The sequence below is a fragment of the Streptomyces sp. NBC_01571 genome (assembly GCF_026339875.1).
Lineage (GTDB): Bacteria > Actinomycetota > Actinomycetes > Streptomycetales > Streptomycetaceae > Streptomyces.
This window is the reverse complement of the sequence record NZ_JAPEPZ010000004.1, coordinates 22,730-44,775: the sequence shown is the minus strand read 5'-3', so window position 1 is coordinate 44,775 and position 22,046 is coordinate 22,730. Positions and strand designations below refer to the sequence as shown.

11 protein-coding genes and 1 pseudogene are annotated in these 22,046 nt (G+C 72.0%); 5 read left to right on the top strand and 7 right to left on the bottom strand.

Going from position 1 to position 22,046, the window contains the following annotated elements; all coding sequences use genetic code 11:
- The first annotated feature begins 36 nt into the window (after positions 1 to 36).
- From OHB41_RS49480 to OHB41_RS49460, 5 genes are all read left to right on the top strand, one after another.
- Entirely contained in the window at positions 37 to 1,344 is a 1,308-nt protein-coding gene (locus OHB41_RS49480; protein ID WP_266708922.1) for a hypothetical protein, read from the top strand.
- Positions 1,341 to 2,237, top strand: a complete 897-nt coding sequence (gene trpA, locus OHB41_RS49475; RefSeq protein WP_266708920.1) for a tryptophan synthase subunit alpha — start codon at positions 1,341 to 1,343, stop codon at positions 2,235 to 2,237. The genes OHB41_RS49480 and trpA overlap by 4 nt, the downstream gene beginning before the upstream one ends.
- Entirely contained in the window at positions 2,234 to 3,244 is a 1,011-nt protein-coding gene (locus OHB41_RS49470) for a GNAT family N-acetyltransferase (RefSeq protein ID WP_266708918.1), read from the top strand. The genes trpA and OHB41_RS49470 overlap by 4 nt, the downstream gene beginning before the upstream one ends.
- A gap of 43 nt (positions 3,245 to 3,287) precedes the next feature.
- On the top strand, positions 3,288 to 3,821 hold the full coding sequence (locus OHB41_RS49465; RefSeq protein WP_266708916.1) for a hypothetical protein: 534 nt from the start codon (positions 3,288 to 3,290) through the stop codon (positions 3,819 to 3,821).
- 203 nt (positions 3,822 to 4,024) lie between these two features.
- A complete protein-coding gene (locus OHB41_RS49460; RefSeq protein ID WP_266708914.1) occupies positions 4,025 to 5,524 on the top strand; it encodes a hypothetical protein in 1,500 nt (499 codons plus the stop codon).
- A gap of 255 nt (positions 5,525 to 5,779) precedes the next feature.
- Here OHB41_RS49460 and OHB41_RS49455 read toward each other — a convergent pair whose 3' ends face one another.
- The 7 genes and pseudogenes from OHB41_RS49455 to OHB41_RS49425 all read right to left on the bottom strand — a co-directional run bounded on the left by OHB41_RS49455 (position 5,780) and on the right by OHB41_RS49425 (position 21,287).
- Positions 5,780 to 6,229, bottom strand: coding sequence for a hypothetical protein (locus tag OHB41_RS49455; RefSeq protein ID WP_266708912.1), 450 nt, complete (start codon positions 6,227 to 6,229; stop codon positions 5,780 to 5,782).
- Between the two features lie 48 nt (positions 6,230 to 6,277).
- A complete protein-coding gene (locus tag OHB41_RS49450) occupies positions 6,278 to 7,585 on the bottom strand; it encodes an NsdA family TPR-like regulatory protein (RefSeq protein WP_266708910.1) in 1,308 nt (435 codons plus the stop codon).
- Between the two features lie 906 nt (positions 7,586 to 8,491).
- Positions 8,492 to 8,662 (bottom strand): annotated as a pseudogene (locus OHB41_RS49445) (phosphotransferase); the annotation flags it as partial.
- A 41-nt stretch (positions 8,663 to 8,703) separates the two neighbouring features.
- Positions 8,704 to 14,709 (bottom strand): hypothetical protein, encoded by a 6,006-nt coding sequence (locus OHB41_RS49440; protein ID WP_266708908.1) that lies wholly within the window; start codon positions 14,707 to 14,709, stop codon positions 8,704 to 8,706.
- A 31-nt stretch (positions 14,710 to 14,740) separates the two neighbouring features.
- Complete coding sequence (locus tag OHB41_RS49435; protein ID WP_266708906.1) at positions 14,741 to 17,263, bottom strand: hypothetical protein; 2,523 nt, start codon at positions 17,261 to 17,263, stop codon at positions 14,741 to 14,743.
- 49 nt (positions 17,264 to 17,312) lie between these two features.
- The gene (locus OHB41_RS49430) at positions 17,313 to 20,213 is read right to left on the bottom strand and encodes a DUF6603 domain-containing protein (protein WP_266708904.1); all 2,901 of its coding nucleotides are present in this window, start codon (positions 20,211 to 20,213) and stop codon (positions 17,313 to 17,315) included.
- Between the two features lie 6 nt (positions 20,214 to 20,219).
- Positions 20,220 to 21,287 (bottom strand): WD40 repeat domain-containing protein, encoded by a 1,068-nt coding sequence (locus tag OHB41_RS49425; RefSeq protein ID WP_266708902.1) that lies wholly within the window; start codon positions 21,285 to 21,287, stop codon positions 20,220 to 20,222.
- Between the last annotated feature and the right edge of the window lie 759 nt (positions 21,288 to 22,046).

Genomic DNA, 22,046 nt, shown 5'->3' with positions numbered 1-22,046 from the left:
AAGCCAACCGTCCTCACCCCCGATCTGGAGTCGCAGATGAACACGTCGTCGCTCACCGTCACCTCGCCCCCGCCTGCATCGGCCGTTCCTTCCGGCGGTGTCGTCGCCGTGGTCGCCCCGTTCAGTTCTGGCAAGCACTACCGCGACGAGATCATCCACCGGGGGTGGAAGTGCGTCGCAGTCATCCCCGACGAGGACATGCTGCCGCCCCTCTACCGCGGCAGTCCCGCCCCGACCGAATACCAGCAGGTCGTCACCCACGACGGCAGCCTCGACATGACCGCGCAGGCCCTGCGGGCGCTACAGGTCACCGCAGTGGTAGCCGGCACCGAGATCGGCGTCGCCCTCACGGAGCAGCTCGCCCACCGGCTCGGCCTGCCGGGCAACGATCCGCGCACCTCCCACCTGCGTCGGGACAAGGGCGCCATGGCGGCCGCGCTCGCGCGGGCGGGTCTGGACGGCCCGCGAAGTCTGAGCACGGACCGGCTCCAGGACGCACTGTCCTGGGCCCAATCACTCCCGGACGTCACGGACTTCGTGCTCAAGCCGGCCGACAGCGCGGGCTCGGATGGCGTGATCTTCTGCTCCGGTCCCGAGGAGATCAGCGCCGCGTGGATGAGGCTGCACCAGGTTCCCAATGCGATGGGCGGCGGGAACGACCACCTGGTCCTGCAGGAGCGGCTCCGCGGTTCCCAGTACGTCGTCAACAGCGTCTCCGTCACGGATCTACGGGGCGCTGCCCGGCACACCATCACCGAGTGCTGGGCCGACCGCCGCACCCCCGGCACCCACCTGTACGACCGCCTCGACCTGCTGAACCGCAACCGCCTGGTCCCCCGCGTTCTGACGGACTACACCGTGCGCGCCCTCGACGCCCTCGGCGTCACCAACGGCCCCGCCCACACCGAGGTGATGTACGTCCCCGGCCGGGGCCCGGTCCTGATCGAGACCGGTGCCCGGCCCGAAGGGTTCTACGACCCGCACTCCATGCGCGAGGTAACCGGCAGCGACCACATCCGCGACGCCGTGCACGCCGTCGTCACCGGCAAGCCCCGCCGGCTGGCCGCCGACCGACCCCGAGCCACCGTCTCGAAGATCTCCCTGATCGCCCCGTACGACGGCGTCCTCGACCCGCTCTTCGTCGACCGGCTGCTGAACATGCCGACGATCCGCGGACACGTCGGCGCACTCGAGCCCGGCGTCCGCATCCAACGCACCGTCGACCTGCTGACCTCCCCCGGCCGGCTGACACTCGCCGCGGAAGACCCCCGCGAGATCGACCACGACCACGCCGTCATCCGCACCATGGAGACCTCCGGCCTCTACCGGAGCGGCCCGCGATGACCCCCCACACTGTCACCGCGCAAGACACACCCGCGCACCTGCCGTGGAAGCTCCACGAAGCATCCGGCCCGCAATCCCGTCTGCATCAGGTCATCACCGCGGCCCAGGCCCAGGACCGGTGCGCGCTCGGCATGTATCTGCCGGTCGGCTACCCGAACCGAGTCGCCGGCATGGATGCGCTGCACCTGCTGGCACAGTCCGCGGACGTGATCGAGCTGGGCATCCCATACGCCGACGGTGTGCTGGACGGCCCGGTCATCCAGCAGGCATCCCAGACCGCACTCGACGCAGGCTTCCGTATCGAGGACCTCTTCGCCGCGGCCCGCGAACTGTCGTCGAGCTCGCCGGCCGCGCTGGTGACGATGTCGTACTGGCAGCCCCTGCACGCCTATGGGCCGCTGCGTTTCGCGACGGCCGCGGCCGCAGCAGGCATCGACGCCGTCCTCATCCCCGACCTGCCCATCGAGGAGGCGGCACCGTGGACGGCCGCCGCCCGGGCCGCCGGCCTCGGAACTATCCCGCTCGTCTCACACCGCACCCAGCCGGACCGCCTGGCCCGCACCGTCGCCGCAGCCACCGGCATGCTCTATGCGGCCGCTACCGACGGAGTCACCGGAAACCCTCAACCCGTCAGCCCCCGGTTGCCCGGCCTGATCACCCAGCTGCGCAGCCTCACCAGTCTGCCGATCGCCGCAGGGATCGGGATCTCCACACCTGCTCAGGCCCGCACAGCGGCCGCCTGGGCCGACGTCGTGGTCGTCGGCTCCGCCGTCATCCGCCGCATGCAAGCAAGCCCGCGCGCGCAGACCGCTGCCGCGGCCGCCGCCGGACGAGACTTCGCCGCCGCCCTCCACCCCCGCACCCACCACACCACCCGCGAGGCCACCCGATGACGACCCTGTCCGTACGCGAGCTCCGGGGACCGGAGGCCACGGACCTCCTCACAGGGAAGTGGCGGGAGCTCTACGCCGAAGACCACTCGGCTACGCCCTTCCAGTCCTTGCACTGGCTCACAGCATGGGCCCAGCGACTGCCGTACACGGCAACACCGCTGGTCCTCACCGCTGTAAGCCCGACCGGACGGATCGTCGCTGCCCTGCCCCTGACCCGACACGAGGACCGGACGCGTCCGCGGATCTCACCGCTGTCTGCGCCGCACGCACCGTGCCTACGTCCCATCGGCCCGCACGCCAACGATCCGGCTGTCGCTCGCGCCTTCGCCTTCCACCTGCTGCTGGCCGCTGAACAAGAGAGCGCCGAGGTCGCCCTGGAAGCGGTCGACGCGGACAGCCCGCTCGGCCACGCGTTGCACCTCGTCGGCGCAGACATCCCCTGGACCCCCACCAGATCGGCGCGCACCACCATCCTGTTGCCGGTCCGCTACGACACCTTGTCGCCCTCCGTGCAGCGCGAGCACGCTCGCCGCCGACGGACCTGGACACGCCTCGCCACCAACCACACGATCACCTACACCAGCACCCGGCACCTTCAAGCCCTCGCGACAGCGGCCACAGTCTGGGCAGACCTGCAGCGCCGTCACGGCCCGCTGCAGCACAACGCCGGCGCGGGGGACTGGCAGAGCGTCCTGGAGAAGACCGGCGCGGCCACGGCCCGCATCGCCGTACTCAGAGTCGATGACCACGCGATCGCTGCGCAGCTGTGTCTGACCCGCGGCCCCCACTGCTACACCCTTCCCCTCGTCGCCGACCCCGCCCACCGGCATCTGGCACCAGGCCACGCCCTGCTGCGCCACCTCGTCGACGACCTGGCCGCAGACGGAATCCACACCCTGCACCTCGACCCCACCACCAGCCGGCACCACGCGAGCAGAGGCCAGTACGGAGCGGTACGCCCGGACGCGCGGGCCGCGCTGACCCCGGCCCGCTCCGCAGCCGCCTGAAGCACCCGCCAGCAGGACCTGTTCCAGGAGGAGGAACACCCGCATGAACGCCCCGAACCCCGGCAGCGACGACGGCGAATTCGTGCCGCAGTACACGGCACCGGCCTGGTACACCACCGAACCCTGGAACGGCATCGCCGAAACGGACACGCCGATCCCCTGGCACGCCCTGAACACCGATCCAGCCCCGGAGCCCGGCTGTCACATCTGCCAGGCGCACCCGGTCGCGCACACGGAGATCAGATCCCACACCGGGCTGGTCCTGTGGGGCCGGACCCGCACCGTCGCCGAGCCCCTGTGCCGGCAGTGCGGCATCGCCCTGGTCCGCACCATGACAACCAGGACGCTGTGGCAAGGCTGGTGGGGACTGGCAAGCCTCCTCTTCCACACCCCCGTGGCCCTGGCGCAGAACGCCTCCGCCTACCGGAAGTTCAAGGCCCTGCCCGCCTCGGCACCGCCACTCGGAAAGGCATCCCTCACACCGGGAAAGCCCGTGCTGCGCCAGCCGCAGGCGTATGTGGCGCTCATCCCCGCCGCCTGGGCCACGGCGCTCATCATCCACCTCATCACGGGATAGCCCCGGCAACGGAAAAGGGGCGGTCCACGGCCATCAAGGCCGAGCCGCCCCACAGCCGCACGGCCTGGTCGCCACCAGACCGACTGCCGCCCAAACGCCAGCGCGAGGGTCGCACCCCTCCACCAGCAACAACCACAAGACCTTCCGGACCTGACCTTCCAGCCTCGTACTGCCACGAGGCGAACCCCGAGACGGACACCATCATGCCCGACCACACCCCCAGCCGCCACGCCTCCCGGAAACAAGACCGCAGCAGGAACTCCCAGACAACCAAGGAGACTTCGCCGCGTCGCATCGCCGCGTGGCGCTTCGAGCTGATCACGAAGCGGGAAGCCCAGGAGTTGCGGACCACCACGTCACGGCAACTGCGGCGCTCGAGCGACTTCCTCGCAGCGACTCGCTACATGGTGCGCCACCACCCCAAAGCCGGCCCCACGACGATCCGCCTGGCCACCGTCTTCGCCTCGCGCATGCACCGTAGCCAGCACGGCCACGTCCCCTTCAACATCGCCGCGACGGTCCGCGAGCTCGGCCTCAGCCGCCGAACGATCCTCAACCACACCCGTTACCTGCGTGAACTCGGCCTCATCGTCTGGGTCGAGCACGGCTCGAAACGCAACGTCCTACGCACCCGACGCAGCTCCGGCTGGCACCAGGGCGACGGCTACTGCGGCACCGCCACCTTGTACGCGCCTGTCGCCCCTCCGGCCTGGGACCGCCAGCAGGGGCACCGCATACGCGGCCGTGGCTACCGGGCCCGGCTGATCGGCTTCACCGCGGTGGGACGCGAGCGTGCCATCGCGGCTGTACGGCGCAGCGTCCGGGCGAAGCGGAAGGACCGCCGGTGCACCCCTTCTCTTGTGGGTACCTCCGCCCCATCTCGTCAGCAGGTAGTAGCGAGCGTTAAGAAGAACACCGCGCGAGTACGCTTGCCGAACACGCTCGTTCCAGCGCACGGGGCGCTCACACCGGCAGAGTGCCGGGCGGCGATCCTGCTCGCCGAGCGAGTGCAGCGCGAGGTGTGGTGGCTGTTCGATGCGTGTTCCCGCCGCCTCGCCTACGCCCTTCGCCCTCTTATCCAGGCCGGATGGATTTCGGCGCAGCTCGCGGGCGAACTAGCCACCTGGGGCGTCCCCGTCCGTCTGCAAGACGCCGCCGCCTACATCCATCACGAGGTCCGTCGACGCCAGCGTCTCGGAGAGCTCCCGCCCACCCTGGCAGCATTCGCCAACGCGCCCCGAGCGGATGACGGTGCCCGCTACGATGCGATGCTCCACGATCGCGCCCGCCGTACCCCCGCGTGGGAGCGTTACGTCGAGCAGGCGCGCCCTCAGCTCCGTGCCGATCTGGCTGAACAGCGCCAGCGGCGACGCGCGCTGGCTGCAGCTGCCGCACTGGTCTATCGGCCCGTTCTGCGGGAACCTGAGGAGGCCTTCCTCGCATCACTCCCGTCTGACTCGTGGGTCGACGCGCCGACACCTCGGGAGATCTATGCAGCCCGAGCTCACCGACGCACCGCCGACCGGGGGCGGGTGCTGCCGGCCACCGACGATGCGTGGCAGGAGCATCTCCGCGATCACGCGGCAGCCGCGCAGGCATGTGAAATCCTGCGCGCCCAGTGGGCGAGCGAAGCCTTCGACGTGCCCAACGGCGCCGTGGACGGTGGACCGGACGACCCCGGCTGGCGAGATGCGCGCGAATAGACGGGCCCGCGTGTCACTCGAGGTCCTCGTTGCACGCGTTGGCGAGTCCTGGTCAAGCTGCGGCCAGCTTGCTGCGGATCCTGCCGACTCGGCCACGGCGGTGCCGTCCTTCTTCCACGGCTCCAGTTTGGTGGCGAGACCGCGAAGGTAGCCATGGGCCCTGGTCGGGTACACGGTGCCCAGTACCTGCAGGTCGCGCGAGCCGACCTGCAGGTACTGAGGGATCCCAGGCAGAGCAGGTCGTCCCGAAGGAGCTCACAGGAGAATGAGGATGGTGAGCGCCACCCCGCTGGCCGCGATCCCGGCATGGAAGCAGACCCACAGGTTATGCAGCCGAATTTTGTGCAGCCGGGGATAGCGGGCATGGTGCTCGATGCGGGCGGCGGTCCACTCGTCCATGATCCGAACTGTCGGCTCCAGCTGATCCAGCTGGACCCGAAGACGCTGCGCGTAGGTGATGTGCAGCGCGTATCGCTCGTAGTTCTTCGTACTAATTACGGCCCCGAAAATCCCCATACCGACCATGGGCAGGGAGACCAACAGAGTCGAGCGTTGGTCAAGGCCGCGGGTCGCCGCGAAGCCGAGGGTTGCAGCAACCACGAGCAGGATGATGTTGGTCATGGGTGCTTGCTGCGCCTCTGCCTGACGCGCCTGGTTGCGCTGTTCCAGCCAGAATTGCAACAGTATGTCGGCTTTGTCGGCCACGCCCATCTTTCTTCCGGTGAACGCTGCGGCGCGAGGCTTCGCGGCCTGCTAAGCGGCGGCGAGCTCCAGGAGCTCCGGCACACCCTGTTCCTGTCGGTAGGGCTGAAAGCGGGGGAGCAGGTCGTGGACGAGGGTCACGCACCGGGGTGCGCCGATGCGTTGTGCCAGGAGAAGTGATTCGGCCGCGGCGGCCGCGGCGGCCGCGGGTTGCTTGGCGGTGAGGTAACTGGAGGCGCGGTAGGCAAGGAACACGCCGCGGGTTTTGTCGCGGGCGGCGGGCAGGAGGCGTTCGCCTTCGGTGATGAGCTGGTGGGCACGTGTGGTGTCGCCGAGGTCGAGGAGGGCCTGCCCGGTGTCCACGGCGAGGTCGGCGTCCGACATCCACGCGCACCAGGCGGGCCGCTGGGTCCGGGCGTCACTGAGGTGGTGCTCGGCGGCTGCGATGGCCCGCAGGGCGGGGCGTTGTTCGCCCTGCGCGGCGAGGGTGCGGGCAAGGCGCAGCTGCAGCAGGGAACGGGCGGCCGGGTGCCGGGCGCGGGTCAAGGCGCGGGTGAGGATGGCGGCCGCGGTGGCGTGGTCGTCGCGCCAGGCTGCCTGGTAGGCGAGGTCGCCCAGGACGCCGGCGCCCATGTCGTGGTCTGCGGCGGCGTGGGCGCTGTGCAGGCCGGCGACCCAGTACTGCCTGGCCGTGATGTGGTGGCCCAAGTCGAAGCGGTGCCATGCGACGGTCTGGGCAAGGGATGCGGCCAGGGTGTGCAGGCGCAGGCCGACGGCGGGCGTGTAGCGGCAGTGTTCGAGGAGATCGGTCACCGTGGACAGGTGCGCGTCCAGCAGTGCAGCGGTGTGCTGGCGCTGCTCGGTGGGCAGAGCGGCGAGATGCCGGGAGGTGTCTTCCAGGAGGGCGACGAACTCGTCGCCGATGAGTTTGCCGTCGCGGGCGCGGGTGAGGGGGCTGGCGTCGCTGTCGGCCCACTGCGCGGCCAGTACGGTCAGCGCGCTGCCAGAGATCGTCAGGAAGGTGCGGCGTTCCATGGCTGTTCTTAGAGCCTCTCTCAGAGCGGGTACGGAGCTGAAGCTGAAGGGGCCCAGCGGAACCACACCGGTCATAGTTTGCGGGATCCAGCCGGGCCAGTCGTCGCTGCGGACGGTTCTCGCTGGCAGGTCGAGCGCCTCGGCGATGTAGAGCTGCGCCTCCTCGCTGTGTTCCACGCCCCGTTCCCACTTGCGCAGCCGTGCCCGGTCGGTGCCCGAGCGCAGCCCCCGCCGCCCGGCCCCGGCTTTCGCCGCGAGCGCATCCTGTGTCAGGCCGCGGGCCATCCGTGCGACAGCCAGCGGGTGACGGGGCGTCTCTTCCACCCATCCATCAAATCACCCACCGCGCACGGCCGGTGACTGATTGCGGGTGACGGGACTCCTGCGGGACTCCCTCCAACCCGTCGCCACAGCCGAACAGTTGAGCCCATCCTTGTGGAACCGCCCATCAGGCGGCGAACACTCGAAAGGAGGTGCCTGCCATGTCGCAGGCTCAGACGACACAGTCAGCCAGTGACGGAGCACCGCTCGCAGGTCCTGGTGGGCCCGGTACGGCCGACGTCTGGCGCAGAGCGGCTTTGCGGTGCGCGGCGAGTTCGGCCAGCACTTCTTGGCGTTCCCCGGACACCGCCGGCCGGCTGTTGGAGTGCGCCGAACTCAACGCCGCCACGCAAGTCCTGGAGGTAGGACGGGGCTGGGCACGTGTCGGCGGCCGTGGCCGCGTCCGGCTCCCGGATTTGGGCCGTAAAGAGGGATGCACGGCTGCGCGGCATCCTGCAGGACCGGCTGCGGCCCTTCGGGCCGCGGGCGCGGATCACGATCGGTGACGTCCGCGGTGTCGACCTTAACGCGGGGCTGGACGAGGGCAGCGTGTCGGTGTCGATCCTGCCGTTCGACTGGGAACTGTCAGCGGCACTGGCCTCACACGTGTTCGCCACCACCAGAAAGGTGCAGCGCGGACTGGTCGCCGTGCCCCGCCGCACCCTGGAGGACCGCGGCGCGGCCGGCGGCGGCCTGGTCTGGGAGGACGTCGACGGCATCTCCCAGCGGGAGTTCTGGCCGCAGGCTCCGGCATGCTGCGCGTGGTCGCGATGCGGAGGCAGCCATGACCGCGACGCTGGTCGTCACCAACGACTTTCACTCCGCTGTTCTCGAGGGGCGCAGCCTGCTGGAAGGGCTGCGCCGGCGGTGCGCGGCGGGCGCCCTCGTCGTGGACACCGGGGACTTCTTTTTCAGAGCAGCCAGCCCGCGGGCGCTGCGGATCGTCGCCTCGTCCGCGTGCGCGTCGAAGAACCGAAAGGCGGCGAGGTCCCATGCCGGATCACCGGCGAACATGTCACCGAAGTCGATCACGCCCGAGAGCGTCCCGTCCGACACGACGAGACTTGCGGGATGAAGGTCAATGGGACAGTCACCGACGCGCTGGGCCGCCACGGCCTGTCTCACGGCCACGGCTCAGTGGGCCGCACCGTGTCGAAGGCGAGTCCGCTGGAGCTCTCGCCCGTGCCGGGGGCCTTCTCCCTGCGCACCCAGCTGTGCCAGGAGCCGTCGAACCAGCGGGCCAGCACCGGGCGGCGGGTCACGTACGCGCCGTCGCGCGGCACCTCCTCCTCGTGCAGCCACAGTCCGGGGGCGATCAGCCGGCCCTCGGGCCGCGAGTCGAGGCCGGGGCCGGTGAGCGTGGCCAGCCGGAACCGGATCTGGTCGGCTCGGACCGGTTCCGGGACCAGCGGGAACCAGTAGTCCGGTACGACGGTCTGCACGGCGTACGCGGGTAGTTCCCCGGCCACGGACGGCTCGGGAGGTACGCCGCGCGCCCAGCGGTCGCGGCGGTCGACCCGTTCACCGCGGCCATCGGTATAATGGCGCTGAACGGCCCACGCCAGGTTGGCCAGTTCATCGCGGGCCAGGACCACGTGTTCGAGGGGCTGCCCGGTCTGGCCGCGCTCGGTGGGCAGGATCAACAGTCCGGACGCCGCCGGGTGGTCCGGGTCAGGACTGTTCAGGGTGAACATCGACCAGGACGGGTCGTCCCGTCCGGCGCGCCGGACCAGGTGGTGGCGGCCGAACACATCGCGCACCAGCAGCTTGTCCATGATGGTCAGGGACGCGGTCGGCACCTCCAGCGGCACCAGGAACCAGTCGTTGCCGTAGACCGTGGCGAACGAGATCAGGAGCAGGCGGCCGGTGTCGAGGGTGGACACGTCCGCCGCCCCCAGGTCGACCCGTGCGTCCTCCATCTCCCAGAACCGGTCGGCCGGCAGCCCGCCGTAGCGCACGGTCGAGGGCAGACCCTCCTCGCTGAACGCGCGTGGCCGCCCCTGCGGTGCAGCCTCGATGTCGAGGTCGGGGTGCACGTCCAGGCTGTACCAGTCCAGGCCGTCGCCCTGGTACTCCTCGGCGCGCAGCACGCTACCGCCGGTGGACAACTCCGCGGCGTACTCGAGTCGATGCGGGTCGAAGCAGTCCGGGCCGCGCTCCGCCATTTGTGCGTCCCACCAGCGCCGCCAGCGCACGGCCACTTCGCCGAGTCGTGGGTCCGGTCCGCCGTCGAAAGTGCCCGCGTCCAGTGCCGCCGCCACCGACGTCGCGTCGGGCATCCGGCCGTCGAGCAGGCCGATCAGGCTCGCGTCCGCCTCGCCTGCCTGGAGCCGATGGGGGTCCAGCGCCGTGAGGGCGGCGCTGAGCAACCCGGCGTCGTCGGACATACGCAACAGGGCGGCCCCGCCCTCGGCGCGCAGCCGCTCGTCGACCTGGACGGGCTCGTCCTCGATCCGGGTGTCCAGCGGGCCTTGGCCGACTTCATAAGGCACCCAGTCGGTAGCCCCGGCCGGGCGCCAGGCGTCGATGGGCGCGCTGCTGCCGGTCATCCGGACCACCGCTGGAGAGCCCGCGTCCTGCGCAGTGAACTCCCCGAACTGCCACTGCCGGGTGAGCAGCCACAGGGGGTCGTGCACCTTGGCGGCCAGGCCGGACTCGACGTCGGAGGCGCGGTGTCGGGGCTCCAGCCGGAAGGGGCCGTCCGGGTCGGTGCGGGGCCTGTGGGTCTCGATCCTGGCCAGGGCCTGCCCGGTCGCTCCCCGCTGGGAGATCCGGATGCCGGGGAGGAGGGAGCGCAGCAGGGGCAGGTCGTCGCAGTCGACGGCGCGCAGTTTGCCCAGTTCGAGCGTCTCGCGCAGCACCTGCATCAAGCCGTCGGCGGTCCAGCCGCGGCTCAGGTCCGGGGGGACCGCGATGAGCACGCTGTGCGGGGCTTTCGAGTCCGGGCGGTCGTAGTGGAAGGCGACGCCCGTCAGTTCGGTGTGCGCCGTCGGCTCGGGTCCCGGCGGCTGCTCGGAACCGGGGAGGAGTTCGATCCACTCGTCAAGTACGACGCCGGTGACGGCCGCGTTCGGCGTGAGGTCGGCCGGTGCGTGCCAGACCAGGTGAGTGGTGGCGGGCGGGCGCTGCCCGGCGGGGAAGGTGCCGCCGATCCAGGCGTCGCCCTCGGTCGTCGGATGCTGGGCGGCACGCAGCCGTTCCACGCGCCCGGCCCTGGATCCGGCCAGCAGCAACGTCTCGTGCAGAGTGCGCACCGCGGGCCGCACCGCCGCGTTGCGCCGCAGCCAGTCCTCGATGTCGGCGCCCGGAAGGCCGCCGCGCCCCGCCGGTGGCGGGGCCGGGGCGGTGAGTGCGGGCAGCAGCGGGATGTCCGTGCCGAGCACCTCGGACAGTTCCGTCCTGACCCGCGAGAGCCAGGAGTCGGCCGACTCCGGCACGACCGGCTCCGCTGCCAGCTGGCGCACCTTGGCCTCGGCGGGGTGTCCGGCCACCAGTGGGCTCGCGGCGAAGGCGGTGAGGCGGGTGCGCAGTCCCGCCGTGTCGACCGAGCGGCCGCCCGGGTCCTCGGGCAGGTGCGACGGCAGCAACGGCTGCGCGGTGGAAAGCAGGGAGCGGATCCGGGCCGCCCGGCCGCGCAGCCCGCTCCAGCCGGGTCCGGTGAACTCGACGGATGTGTTCGGCGCGACACCCAACGCGCTCCGAACCGCCCCGCGCAGCATGGACGGTTCAGTCGCGGCCGCGTCCAGTACGGTGCTCAGCGCGCTCGACCCGAGGAGGTCGGCGGTGAGTTCGAAGGGGCGGGCGTCCTGCTGCCCGTCGCCGAGTCGCCCGGCGAGTGTCCAGCCGGCCGCCGGGCCGAGCAGATTTGCGACCCAGGCTTCCAGCGCGGGCTGCAGCGCGGCGAGCGGATCGGCGGCCCAGCCGGTCGGCCCGGTCGGTTCGGCCGGGAGCAGCGCGGCCGTTCGGTGCGTCAGGGCGCGGGCCCGGTGCGGGGGGCACAGGACACGGAACGTGTCCGGCACGTCCTCGCTGCGGCCGAGGGTGTCGGCCGTCAGGCCGGCTCGGATCGGGCTGCCGCCCACCAATTCGTGGACACTCTCGGCCAGCACGAGGTCTCCGACCGCGTCCAGCGCGTCGGTGAGGTCGGCCAGCAGCGGGTTCACCGCCGCCCGGTCGCTCTCCGACGCGACCACCGGCGCCCCATCGATGACACTGACCCGGTCGGACGCGTCGGCCCCGGCCCGTGCGAGGGCCATGCCGTCGACGACGTTGCGCGCGGAGACGGCCTCCGCACTGCGCGCCCACAGATCCGCATCCGGGTCCTGGGCCCGCGTCTCGGGCACGACCGGAAGGGGGAACTGCCGGCGGAACCGTTCGACAAGATGGTCCACTTCGGCATCGTGCAGTGCCCGTTCGAACCGGTAGCCCAGCAGCGAGCCCAGGTTCTGCCCCTGCCGTACACCGCCGAGCAGCCAGCGTGCGATACGGGTGCGGCGGGAGGTGAGGTTGACCGCGTAGCTCTCCTCGTCGGGGTTGCCGAGGAAGCCGGAGCGCAGGACGGCGGCCGTGGCCGCGTGGTGCAGTGAGGGGGCGTGGATGTAGCCGTCCTTCCCGGACAGCTCGACGGTCGTCGCCCCGTCGTCCAGCTCGACGTCGAGCTGCTCGCTCGGCTCCGGCGGCCGCAGGTCCTCCACCCAGCCGTAGCAGCCGAACCGGACGCCCTCGGCGCCGGACGCCCGCAACTCGGCCAGACGCTTGGACGCCAGTGAGGTGATCCACGCGTCCAGGCGGTGCGAGTGGACGTCGATGACTTCCAGCAGCAGCTCGGGCAGCCGGGTCACCGGTACGGCGGCGAGGGCCCGCAGTGCTTGCTCAAGCTGGGACAGCGCGCCCGCGGCACCGGCGGCGGCCGCGACGCGTTCTGTGCGCTGGCGCTCGTCGAGGCCCTCCAGCACGTCGGCCACGAGTTGATCCACTTCGCCGGTGACGGCCAGTGCCTGGCGTAGAGGGTCGTCCCCGGGGTCGAGGTCGTCCAGGAAGGTGGACCAGTTGGGCAGGAACAGCAGCGCGTCGAGGACACCGCTCAGGTCCGGTTCGCCGTCCGGCGGGACCACCCCAGGCGTCCCCCCGTCCTCCGGTGGCACACCCTCGCCCTCACCCTCACCTGGCTGGTTCCCCTCGCCCGGCTGTCCCGCCCCCACCGTCTCGTCCACGAGGAGAAGTTCGAAGAACGTGCTGCGCCGAGGCGGGACCTCCCGGCCCGTGGACAGTTCCACCGGCCACTGAAGGTCGTACGCCTCGGCCTCCAGCTCGCCCGCCAGGAAGGCCCGTACCGCACCCAGATAGTCCGCCGTGGCCGTCGCCCGGGCCGGAAACGCCACCGGGTCCGGGGCGAGCCGGGTGACGAACCCCGGGACGCCGGTCGCCTCTTCCAGGCCCCAGCCGAGCGAGGTCCAGCCGTCACCGCTCGTGGTCCAGCGCACCATCCCGTCCGGCGGCAGACCGGGCAGGCCCAGCGGCGCAGGAGGCTGATCACGGGGCGTCTTCGGCACGGCGAACGCCGGCCCGTCCATCCGGCGCATGGCCAGGCCGGTGGCCACGGGCAGCCGCAGCAACGCATTTACCGCGACCTGGTCCACCGGCTTGCCCGGTTCGACACGCGGGACGACGAGCTCCTCCTCACCTGTCTCCTGACTTACTGTCATGTCCAGCGCCGCCCGCCAGCGTTCCCGCAGTTGCATCAGCCAGGGCGCGATCACGCCGTCCACGTCGTCGACGCGTCCGGCCCGCCAGTCGTCCAGCGCGGTGACGGGCAGGACCCCGTACGGCTGGCGGCCGACGCGCAGCATCGGCAGCGGCCCGCGGCCGCGGACGTGCGCGGCGAGGTGCTCGCGGACCGCGCGCCAGGGCCCCTCGGAGGCGACCCCGCTCGCCTCTTTGGTGCCCAGGTCGATCGTCGTCAGCGCGGCCTCAGCGAAGCCTTTGCCTAGCGTGGGCCAGGTGAGCAGGGTCAGCGCGGCGACCGCCGACGGGTCGGTGTCGGCGGCGCCGGAGCAGCCGCGCAGGAACCCGGCGTCAGGCAGGCCGAGCGCGGCCGCCAGTGCGTCGGCCACCGGCCGTTCCCCCGCCTCGGGGTCGGGATCGGGGCCCGGAGGGGCGGGAGCCGAGGACCAGCCGGAGCGGGCGCGCGGAGTGTTGTTGGTGGAGGTGCCTGAGGGCAACAGGCCGAGCCCGCTGCCGAACCGGTGGCCGTGCAGCAGGTCGCGCAGCCGGGCCGCGCCGTCCGCGGGGGCGTCGTCGCGCACGCCGACCACCAGCAACTGGTCCAGGTTCTCGGTGTTCTCGGGCGGGAAAACCAGCTCGACGCCCATGCCCGCCTTGACTGCTTCGAACCAGTCGGTCTCCCAGCCCTCATCCTCGGAGCGCAGCAGGCCGATCGGCAGCGGGTCCGGCACCGGACGGCCCAGTTGGTCCACCACCACCTGGCCGTCGAACAGCCCGAGAAAACGCCAGCGCTTGGGCATGCACGCCATACGCGGCCGATGCTCCCGCGGGTCGTCCGGACGCACGGCAGGCGCCGGAGCGCCGGGGCGGCAGGCGCGGACCGCCCAGGAGGCGCGGGCCGGGCGCAGCTCGGTGAGCACCTTCTGCCAGGCTTCCGGGCCCGGATTCTGCCAATACGCGGTTCCGGCGGCGGCCTCGGCGGGGGTAAGTTCGGGGTCGAATCGGGGGAGCAGGATGTCGTCCGGGTAAATCCTCACGCGCAGGGTGTTGGGCTCCCACCAGATGGTCTCCACCCGCACCGGGAGCAGCGCGATGGGCGCGGTGTTGTCGTCGGGGAACAGCGCCTGCCCCTCGCCCAGGGCGCGGGTCAACTCCTCCTGCGCCTCGACCACCAGGCCCTTCGTCTCGTCGGCCGTGCGCCGAAGGTCCGGGAGGGCCGCCTCGGCCTCGGCGAGCAGCTGGGCGCTGGGAATCGGGTCCAGGACGGGATCGGGGAGACCGGCCTGGATGTGCGCCTGCAGGCGCCGCACCACGGCCTCCTTCTCCTCGGCGAGAGCCCGCGCGGTGTCCGCGGCGGTGCGTGCCTGGTCCAGCTGTGCGCGGGCGGCGAACGTGTCGGTCATGTCCCCACTGCTCCTTTCCTCGACACGGTGGTCAGCCGCTCAGCAACGTGGTGGCCCGGAAGGCCAGTTGGAAGGGCTGTTGGAAGGCAATGCGGGCCATGTCGGCCGCGTCCCGGGCCCAGACCGGTGGGTCGGGTGGGGACAGCCGGGTCGGCGCGTCGGGCGCCTGGCCGAGCTGGACACATGAAGCGGGTGCCACGTGGATGCCGTCCCAGGTGAGGTCGGCCCAGGTCCTCATCTCGGCGGGCTGGTCACCGGAGTCGAACCCGAACTGGGTGCCGCGCATCGGTTCGCGGAACACGAAGAACCATTCCTCGGCGCGGGCCCGTTCCTCGTCGAGGCCGGGGAACAGGTAGAGCACGGTGGACTCGTCCAACGCCAGCGCAGTGGCCTGCACGCCGTCGAAGGCCGGCGGCAGCTTGCCGTTCACTCCCCGAACGGCGAGCAGGGCGGTGCCGGGGAAGCGGCGCAGCAACTGGCCGCGCACAAGCAGCGCCAGATCGCCCTTGCCACCGGTGCGCAACTGGCTGCCCAGCGGGGCGTCCGGCGGCCACAGCGCGATCTCCTCGACGTCGGCACTGTCGCCCGGCCAGAACCGGGCGAACGGGGTGCCGCGCTGGTCGGTGGGGAACTCCCGCCACAGCAGCTCGCGGTTGAACTCGTGGTTCAGCCCGACCAGCAGCGCGGCGATGAACTCGGGGTTGGTCTCCAGGAGGGTGACGGTGTCCGGCGGCAGCGCGCCGATGCCGGGCAGCGCCCATTCCGGCCAGCGGGCCAGCAGTTCCCCGGCGATCGGCACGGTGAACTTCGGATGGGCCATGATCGGCCGGAGCGGGCGGTCGTCCTCCGCGCGCTCTGCCCAGACGTCGGCGGGGACACGGTCGGCCATCCGCAGCACCTGCAGCCGCATGGGGCTGAGCCCGGCGCGTAGTTCGCCCGGCAGGCCGGCTTCCGGGGACGCCTCGTCGCCGATCATGCCCAGGCCCTTCAGCTTCTGCGTGAGGAACGGCTCGGCGGCGACCACCTCGCCGTTCGTGCCGCGCCGGGCGCGGCGGGCCAGCGCGCCGTTGGCGCGGGTCAGCCGGACGAACGAGGTACTTGCCGTGCCGGCCGGCACGTCGTGGGCCAAGGCCAGCATGGCGGCCAGCGTGGTCGGCTCCGCGTCCGGCTGTGTGGCGGACACCGGCACGCGCCCGCTCACCGGGGCCATGACGGTGACCAGGTCGGCGGGTCCCAGCGGGTCGAGATGCTTGTGCTGGGCCCGCTCTGCGGCGACGGCCGCCAGCTCGCTCGCCGCCAGCAGCCGGTTGGCCTGCCGAATCTCGCCGACCTGTTCCCAGGCCCGGGCCATCAGGAACTCCTGCTCCAGCTGCACGTAGCGGCAGCCGAGCGCGGCGGCGACCCGTCGGCGGACCTCCAGGTTGAGGTTGCTCATCCAGGCGCCGGGCTCGGCGGGCACGGTCTGTTCGCCGGTGTGGTGGCTGCCGTAGAGGGGCGGGGCGACGGCGATGACGTCCGGGTCCGCGGCGTCCTCGTCGGCCGCCGCCACGATCTCGGCGCGGTGCAGGGCCGGTGCGTCGACCCGTTCGCGGAGCAGGGCGCGGAAGCGGTCCTGGGCGGCGGGGTCGGACCAGGTCTCGGGCGCCGCCGTGCCGGGCGCCCGCAGTGCGCCGTCCGTAGCGACGGTGGCCGGACCGGCGGGGGCCTCGGCGGGCCAGGGGTGGCTGACGTCGATGACCCGGGTGCCGAGTCCGGACTCGGCGGCGGCCTGGAAGCGCAGTCGGCGGGCGAGTTCCTCGAACGTGCCCGCTCGCCCTGTACGGAAGGTCCACCAGTGGTAGACGGGCAGGTCGACAGTGTCCCGGCCCGCGACGGGCCAGGCGCCCGCGGTCGCCGCCGCCCCGGGTGCCGTGTTCAGGCCCGCGTCCCGCCCGGCGGCGGTGACGGGTACCACCGCAGCGATCCATCCGCGGTCGGGGGCTAGCCGGCGCGGGCACAGCAGACGGCCGACGACACCGGCCGAGTGGTCGCGCGCACCCTGTTCGGTGAGCCGCCGGGCGCGCTCGCCGTCGGTGACGTCGTCGGGCAGCCGGGCCTCCACATGGGTCCAGGCCCACCGTTCGGCGAGTGGGGGCAGTGCGGCCACGGGGGCGGTGAGCACGGGCAGTGGGTTCGCGGCGCGCGGCGGGGCCGCCTCGTCTTCGGCCAGCACGATCAGTGCGATCCAGGGTTGCGGGCTGGGTTCGGGCAGTGTCGGTACGGATCCCGGGGACAGCAGCCAGGGCAGGTCGGCGTGCGCCAGCTCGACGCTCGCCATGACGTTCTCCGCGGCGTCGGCCGTGCCGGGCGGCGGCTCCTCCCGCAGCACCATCGACCGGTCGAAGCCCAGTACGTCGCCCGGTCCCACCAGGGACAGGGTCGGTCCCTTTGCCTGCGGCTCCTCGTGGCGGCCTTCGATGTCGCGGGTGAACCGCACCGATGTGGGCAGCGCCTGGCCGTCGGCCGAGGCGCCGGCACCGACGCGCGCCGAGGAGAAGAACCACCGCGTGCTCATGCGTCGCTCCCGACGGGCTCCCGGGGCGTGCCGCGCCCGCTCGGCGCGGTCATCGGCTCAGCTCCCAGCTCTCGACGAGCCGCAGCGTGTCGCGCGGCACCGCGAGTTGTCCGCTCACCGCCCGCCAGACGTCGGAGGTGGCGTCGACCATGGTGACGTCTTCCAGCAGGGGCTTCAGGGAAGCCGCGGCGACCACGCTCAGCGTGGCCGGGCGCAGGCTGACGGCCGCTTCGGAGGTGCGCCACCGCTCCAGCCGTTCGGCGGCGCTGACCGCGTAGACCGCCTCGCGGTGGAAGAACCCCTGCCAGCCGGAGAACTCGCGCTCGGGCAGGGGTGGTTCGTAGCCGGTCTCGTAGCCGTCGTCGACCCGGTGGCCGGTGCCGAGCCGCACGCCGTCGGCGCGCGCCCGCAGCCCGCCCGCGTGACTGACGAAGGCTGGTTCGGTGAGCTGCGCGTCCTCGGTCAGGTCGAAGAACTCGCCAGGCACGAACCGCTCGGGCAGTGAGGGCAGACCGGCGGCGGGCTGGGCCGCGCCGAGGGTCACGTCCTTGATCGTCCAGGTCTGCACGGGTACTGGTCGCCGCTCGAACCGGGAGATCGGCACGCCCAGCGGGACCACACGTTCCTGGACACGCAGGGTGGCGTCTGGGTGAACCAGGCTTCCCTGGATCAGTTTCTCGTTCGCGGCCGTGGTGAACACCAGCGCGGTGCGTTCGGCGGCCGGCCGTTCCGCCGCCCAGGCCTTCGTCTGCGTCAGTTCGGCCGTCAGCACCTCGATCGGATCGCGTCCGGCCTTCTGCTGGACGGCGGGCGGTGAGCCCCAGCGCACGTCGAAGTCCAGCTCGACGTCCCAGAACAGCACCGAGATGCTACCGGTGCCGAACGCGTGCCAGGGGGCCGGGCCCTCCAGTGTGAAGTCAAGGCTGATCCCGGCCAGTCGGCGGCCGAACGCGCGCACCGCCACTCCGGCCCGTACGCGCACGGAGAACGCGAACACCGGGTCGAAGACGAACAGCGCGTCCAGCCCCAGCCAGCCCTGCACGCCGCAGCCCGCGATCGTGGCGTCCAGCTGGACCTGGCCGCCGAACATCACCGCGTTGGTGGTGACGGCGAAGTAGGCCTCCATGCGCAGTCCGAAGCCGTTGCCCGGGGCCAGGTCGACCTGGAGCCGGCTCAGCGCGGGCACACCCGCTGGGCGCGTGTAGCGGGGGTGGAAGCCGCCGGCCGACAGAACGAACTCCGGCTGCAGGCCCCCGCGTACGAGCAGGTAGATCTCGCCGCGCACGGCCAGGCCGACGATCCACGAGCCGGACAGCGACACCAGCAGCTCCACCAGCGGGACGGCCGGCTCGACACGGCCGAGCACACTGGCCTGGAGGCGGATGAGCGGCACGACGGGGTCGGGCAGTCCGACGAGCAGCCGCCCCAGCAGGATCGCGCGTGCCGGTGCGGGCAGTTCGAGGATCAGCGCACCGGACAGCGACACCATCCGGCCGCCCCAGTTGAGGCGGATCATCGGCCCGACCAGGATGCGCCCGGGAGCCACCGGGAACGCCGAGCCGAGAGATCCGATGATCTCCTGGGCGCGTTCCACCGCTCGGTCGGGGAACAGCACGTGGTCGGCGTTGCCGTCGCCGACGAGCTGTTGCAGCGCGGTGACGTCCGCGCGCCGGTTCAGCCCGACCAGGCCGCCGACCGCGTCCAGCGCAAAGCCCAGGCCGATTTGGATGCCGGGGAGCGGGAACTGGGCGGCCAGCAGCACCATGAAGCTGGTGGGCGCCGCCTTGCCATCGGGCGGCCGGAACAGGGCGAGTGCCTGGATGCGCAGCACGCCCAGGTCGAGCGAGATCAGACCCGCGTAGCCCTGGTCGGGGGTGCGCTTGACCACGCCCCCGCCGGAGATGGGCGGCACCTGGAGCTCGGTTCCGATGCCGTCCGGGAACAGCTCACGCAGCCGGCTCGGGTCGAGGCCCGGGCGGGTCGCCGAGGAGAACGTGACGGGCAGGTCGACCCCGGCCCGGTCCAGATGGACGCGCAGCGGCAGGCCCGGCAGCCCGGCACTGGCCGACACGGACAGCGCCAGCCGCGGCTCGCCCCCGTCGGAGGTCAGCTCCAGGGCGGCCCCCCGGCTCGACACGCCAAGGCCGTTCAGCCGTAGCGGCAGGGGGACGCGCAGGGCACCGGTCCCGGCGAAGCGCAAGCCCTCGACCCGGTCAGCCCGCAAGACGACCGGCGCGGGCGGTCCCGACATCGGGCCGGCCCCGCCGGTGCCGAGGAGCCTGGCCAGCGCGGCGGGCAGGACGGCGGCGGTGAACCCCTGCAATTCCAGCTCGAACGCCGCGGGCGTGCCGGGGTCCGAGGTCACGGCTAGCACGATGCCGTCGACGCTCAGCCCCGGCCCGTCGGACATCCCGGCGGTGAGCCGGCCGCTGCGCCGCAGCCGGATCACCGCGGTTCCGCCGGGTGGCGCGGGCGGCAGGCCGGGGCCGAAGGCGGCGTCCCAGCCCTGCCCGGCCGTGACGGTCGCCTCCACGCTCCACGGCCCCCGGGCCGTCTGGGGCAGCGTCAGAGCCGCCTCCGGCGTGACCACCACGTCGAACACCGGCCCGTCGGGGGTCACTCCGAGCACGGCGCGCCCGCCCGCCGCTCCGGACGGGTCGGTCAGCACCAGCGCCACGCCGATCGGCGCGCCGGGCGCTCGCCGCCACCCGTGCAGCCGTACAAGCGACGCGGCGTCCAGGTCGCCGAGCATCTCCCGTATGAGCTCCACCAGCGAGTTCCCGGCGGGCAGCCGGTCGTGCACGTCGAGCAGCCGTCCGGCGAGCACCGTTCCCACGGCCGAAGGGTCCTCGCCGACCTCCGGCAAGGCGCGGACCAGGCCGTCCACGGCGTCCCTGGCCAGCGCTCGCAGTTGGCCGGCGACCTGGTGGAGGAGTTCGTGCGGGTCCATGGCGGCTCATCCCGTATTGGCTTCGCCGTTGTCGATCACCAGCGCGCCGGTCATGGTGCCGACGCCCAGCCAGCGGCCGTCGGGGCTGAACCGAATCGCCAGCACCTCCTCGGTGGGGACGGTGTACAACTCCTTGCCGTTGAGGTTGAACAGCCGTACGAGGTTGTCGATGGAGGCGCTGGCCGCGAGCTTGCCGTTGGGGCTGAACGCCACGTTTGTGACGGCTCCGAGGCCCGGGTCCGGGGCACCGGGGGCCAGCTTGGGCGCCCGGCACTTCTCGACCCCGGTGTCCGCGTCCAGGACCCGGGCGAACCCGTCGGCGCCGCCGACCACTGTCCACTTGCCCTTGGGGTCGAACGCCTGGCAGCGCGGGAAGGTGAGCTGACTGTCGACCTCGTCCGGGGTGGGCCACACCTGCCGGCCGTCCTGCGCCTCGAACATCCGGATGGTGTCGTCGGCCGCGCAGCACAGCACCCTGGTCCCGTCCGGGTCGAACGCGACGGCGAAGACGGCGTTGTGCGGGGTGAGCCGCCCGATCTCGGTACCGGTGGCCAGCTCGTGCACCCGCGCGGACCCGGCGTCCCGGTGGTTTCCGCCGTGGCGTTCGTCGACGGCCAGGGCGACCCGGGTGCCGTCCCGGCTCACGTCCAGACCGGCGATCAGGGGCGGGTCGACGGTGATCCGCTGCTCGATCTCCCCCGAGGCCTGGTCGAGTACGGCGATCAGGGTGTCGGTGGCCGCGATCACCCGCCCGTCCAAGCTGAACCGTACGGTGTTCAAGGATGTGCCCGGGGCGAGCGGTCCTTGCCAGGCTGTCGTGCCGGTCGTGCTGTCCCGCAGGGAGACCTGCTCGAAGTCGGCCACGGCGAGCTTGCCGCCGTCCGGGCTGAAGGCGATTCCCGTGACGCCACCGCCGACCGTCATGTCCCGCGGCGTCCCGATGCCGGTCGGGCGCACCCGCAAAAGGGTGTCGCTGCCACCACTGGCGAAGCGCTTGCCATCGGGGCTGAAGGCGATCGCCTGGCAGGAGCCGTCGTGCTTGACCTCGGGTGCCACGGTACCGGGCTCACTCATGACCGGCTCCTCCTTGTCTCTGACCGACCTCCTGCCCGACCGATCGCAGTGCGACGTCGAACGTCGCCGCTCCGCGGCCCACGGTCACGGGACCTCGGCGCCGGGACAAGACCGTCCGGGTTGCCGAAGGGCTGCTCCACCGGGAAGGCCACATTGCCGCGCACCGACGTGTCGCTCACCTGGCCGACGGCCTGGTGCGCCCGGGAATCACCGGCGAGTTGGAGGGGGGTTCCTCGTTCATGGGACTCGTCCAGGTCTGCGCGGAACGGGTCGGCGGGGTTCGACGTGGCCGTCCGTCCTCGACGTGGCCGTCGGCGGACTCCGCTGACTCCGCTTGGCCCGAGTCGCGTCGTGGCGGGGTGTCGGCGCCCCGTCCCGTACGGTTGCCCGTTCACGTCGAGCTCACCTCGGATGTCCTGCCGGTGATCGCCGAACGCGAGAATGGACATGACTGGTGTCGGCGAACATTGCGCGCATCTCGCGACGCGCCGCTTGCAGCGCACATCCGGCTGCGCGTGCTTGCTACAACTCACCAGCCTAGTCGGATTTTCGACGCTCGCCACATCGGCCGAGGCCACTCGATCACGTCGTCGATCGGGCCGGGGGAATCCCGCCCGGATGAGCGCCGGCCATCTACCGGCTCTCCGATCGGCAGGGGCAACCAGGGTGTACCTTCTCCTCCTTCATGTCCTGATTCGGACAACTGCCCCCAGGGGGCAGTTGTTGCGGGTCGGTCGCAGCGGACGTACGTCGGGCCCC

Bases quoted from the DNA above. Each gene is read 5' to 3' on its own strand.
- OHB41_RS49425 (WP_266708902.1), bottom strand. From the start codon at position 21,287: ATGAGTGAGCCCGGTACCGTGGCACCCGAGGTCAAGCACGACGGCTCC.
- OHB41_RS49465 (WP_266708916.1), top strand. From the start codon at position 3,288: ATGAACGCCCCGAACCCCGGCAGCGACGACGGCGAATTCGTGCCGCAG.
- OHB41_RS49480 (WP_266708922.1), top strand. From the start codon at position 37: ATGAACACGTCGTCGCTCACCGTCACCTCGCCCCCGCCTGCATCGGCC.
- OHB41_RS49460 (WP_266708914.1), top strand. From the start codon at position 4,025: ATGCCCGACCACACCCCCAGCCGCCACGCCTCCCGGAAACAAGACCGC.
- OHB41_RS49440 (WP_266708908.1), bottom strand. From the start codon at position 14,709: ATGACCGACACGTTCGCCGCCCGCGCACAGCTGGACCAGGCACGCACC.
- OHB41_RS49430 (WP_266708904.1), bottom strand. From the start codon at position 20,213: ATGGACCCGCACGAACTCCTCCACCAGGTCGCCGGCCAACTGCGAGCG.
- OHB41_RS49435 (WP_266708906.1), bottom strand. From the start codon at position 17,263: ATGAGCACGCGGTGGTTCTTCTCCTCGGCGCGCGTCGGTGCCGGCGCC.
- trpA (WP_266708920.1), top strand. From the start codon at position 1,341: ATGACCCCCCACACTGTCACCGCGCAAGACACACCCGCGCACCTGCCG.
- OHB41_RS49470 (WP_266708918.1), top strand. From the start codon at position 2,234: ATGACGACCCTGTCCGTACGCGAGCTCCGGGGACCGGAGGCCACGGAC.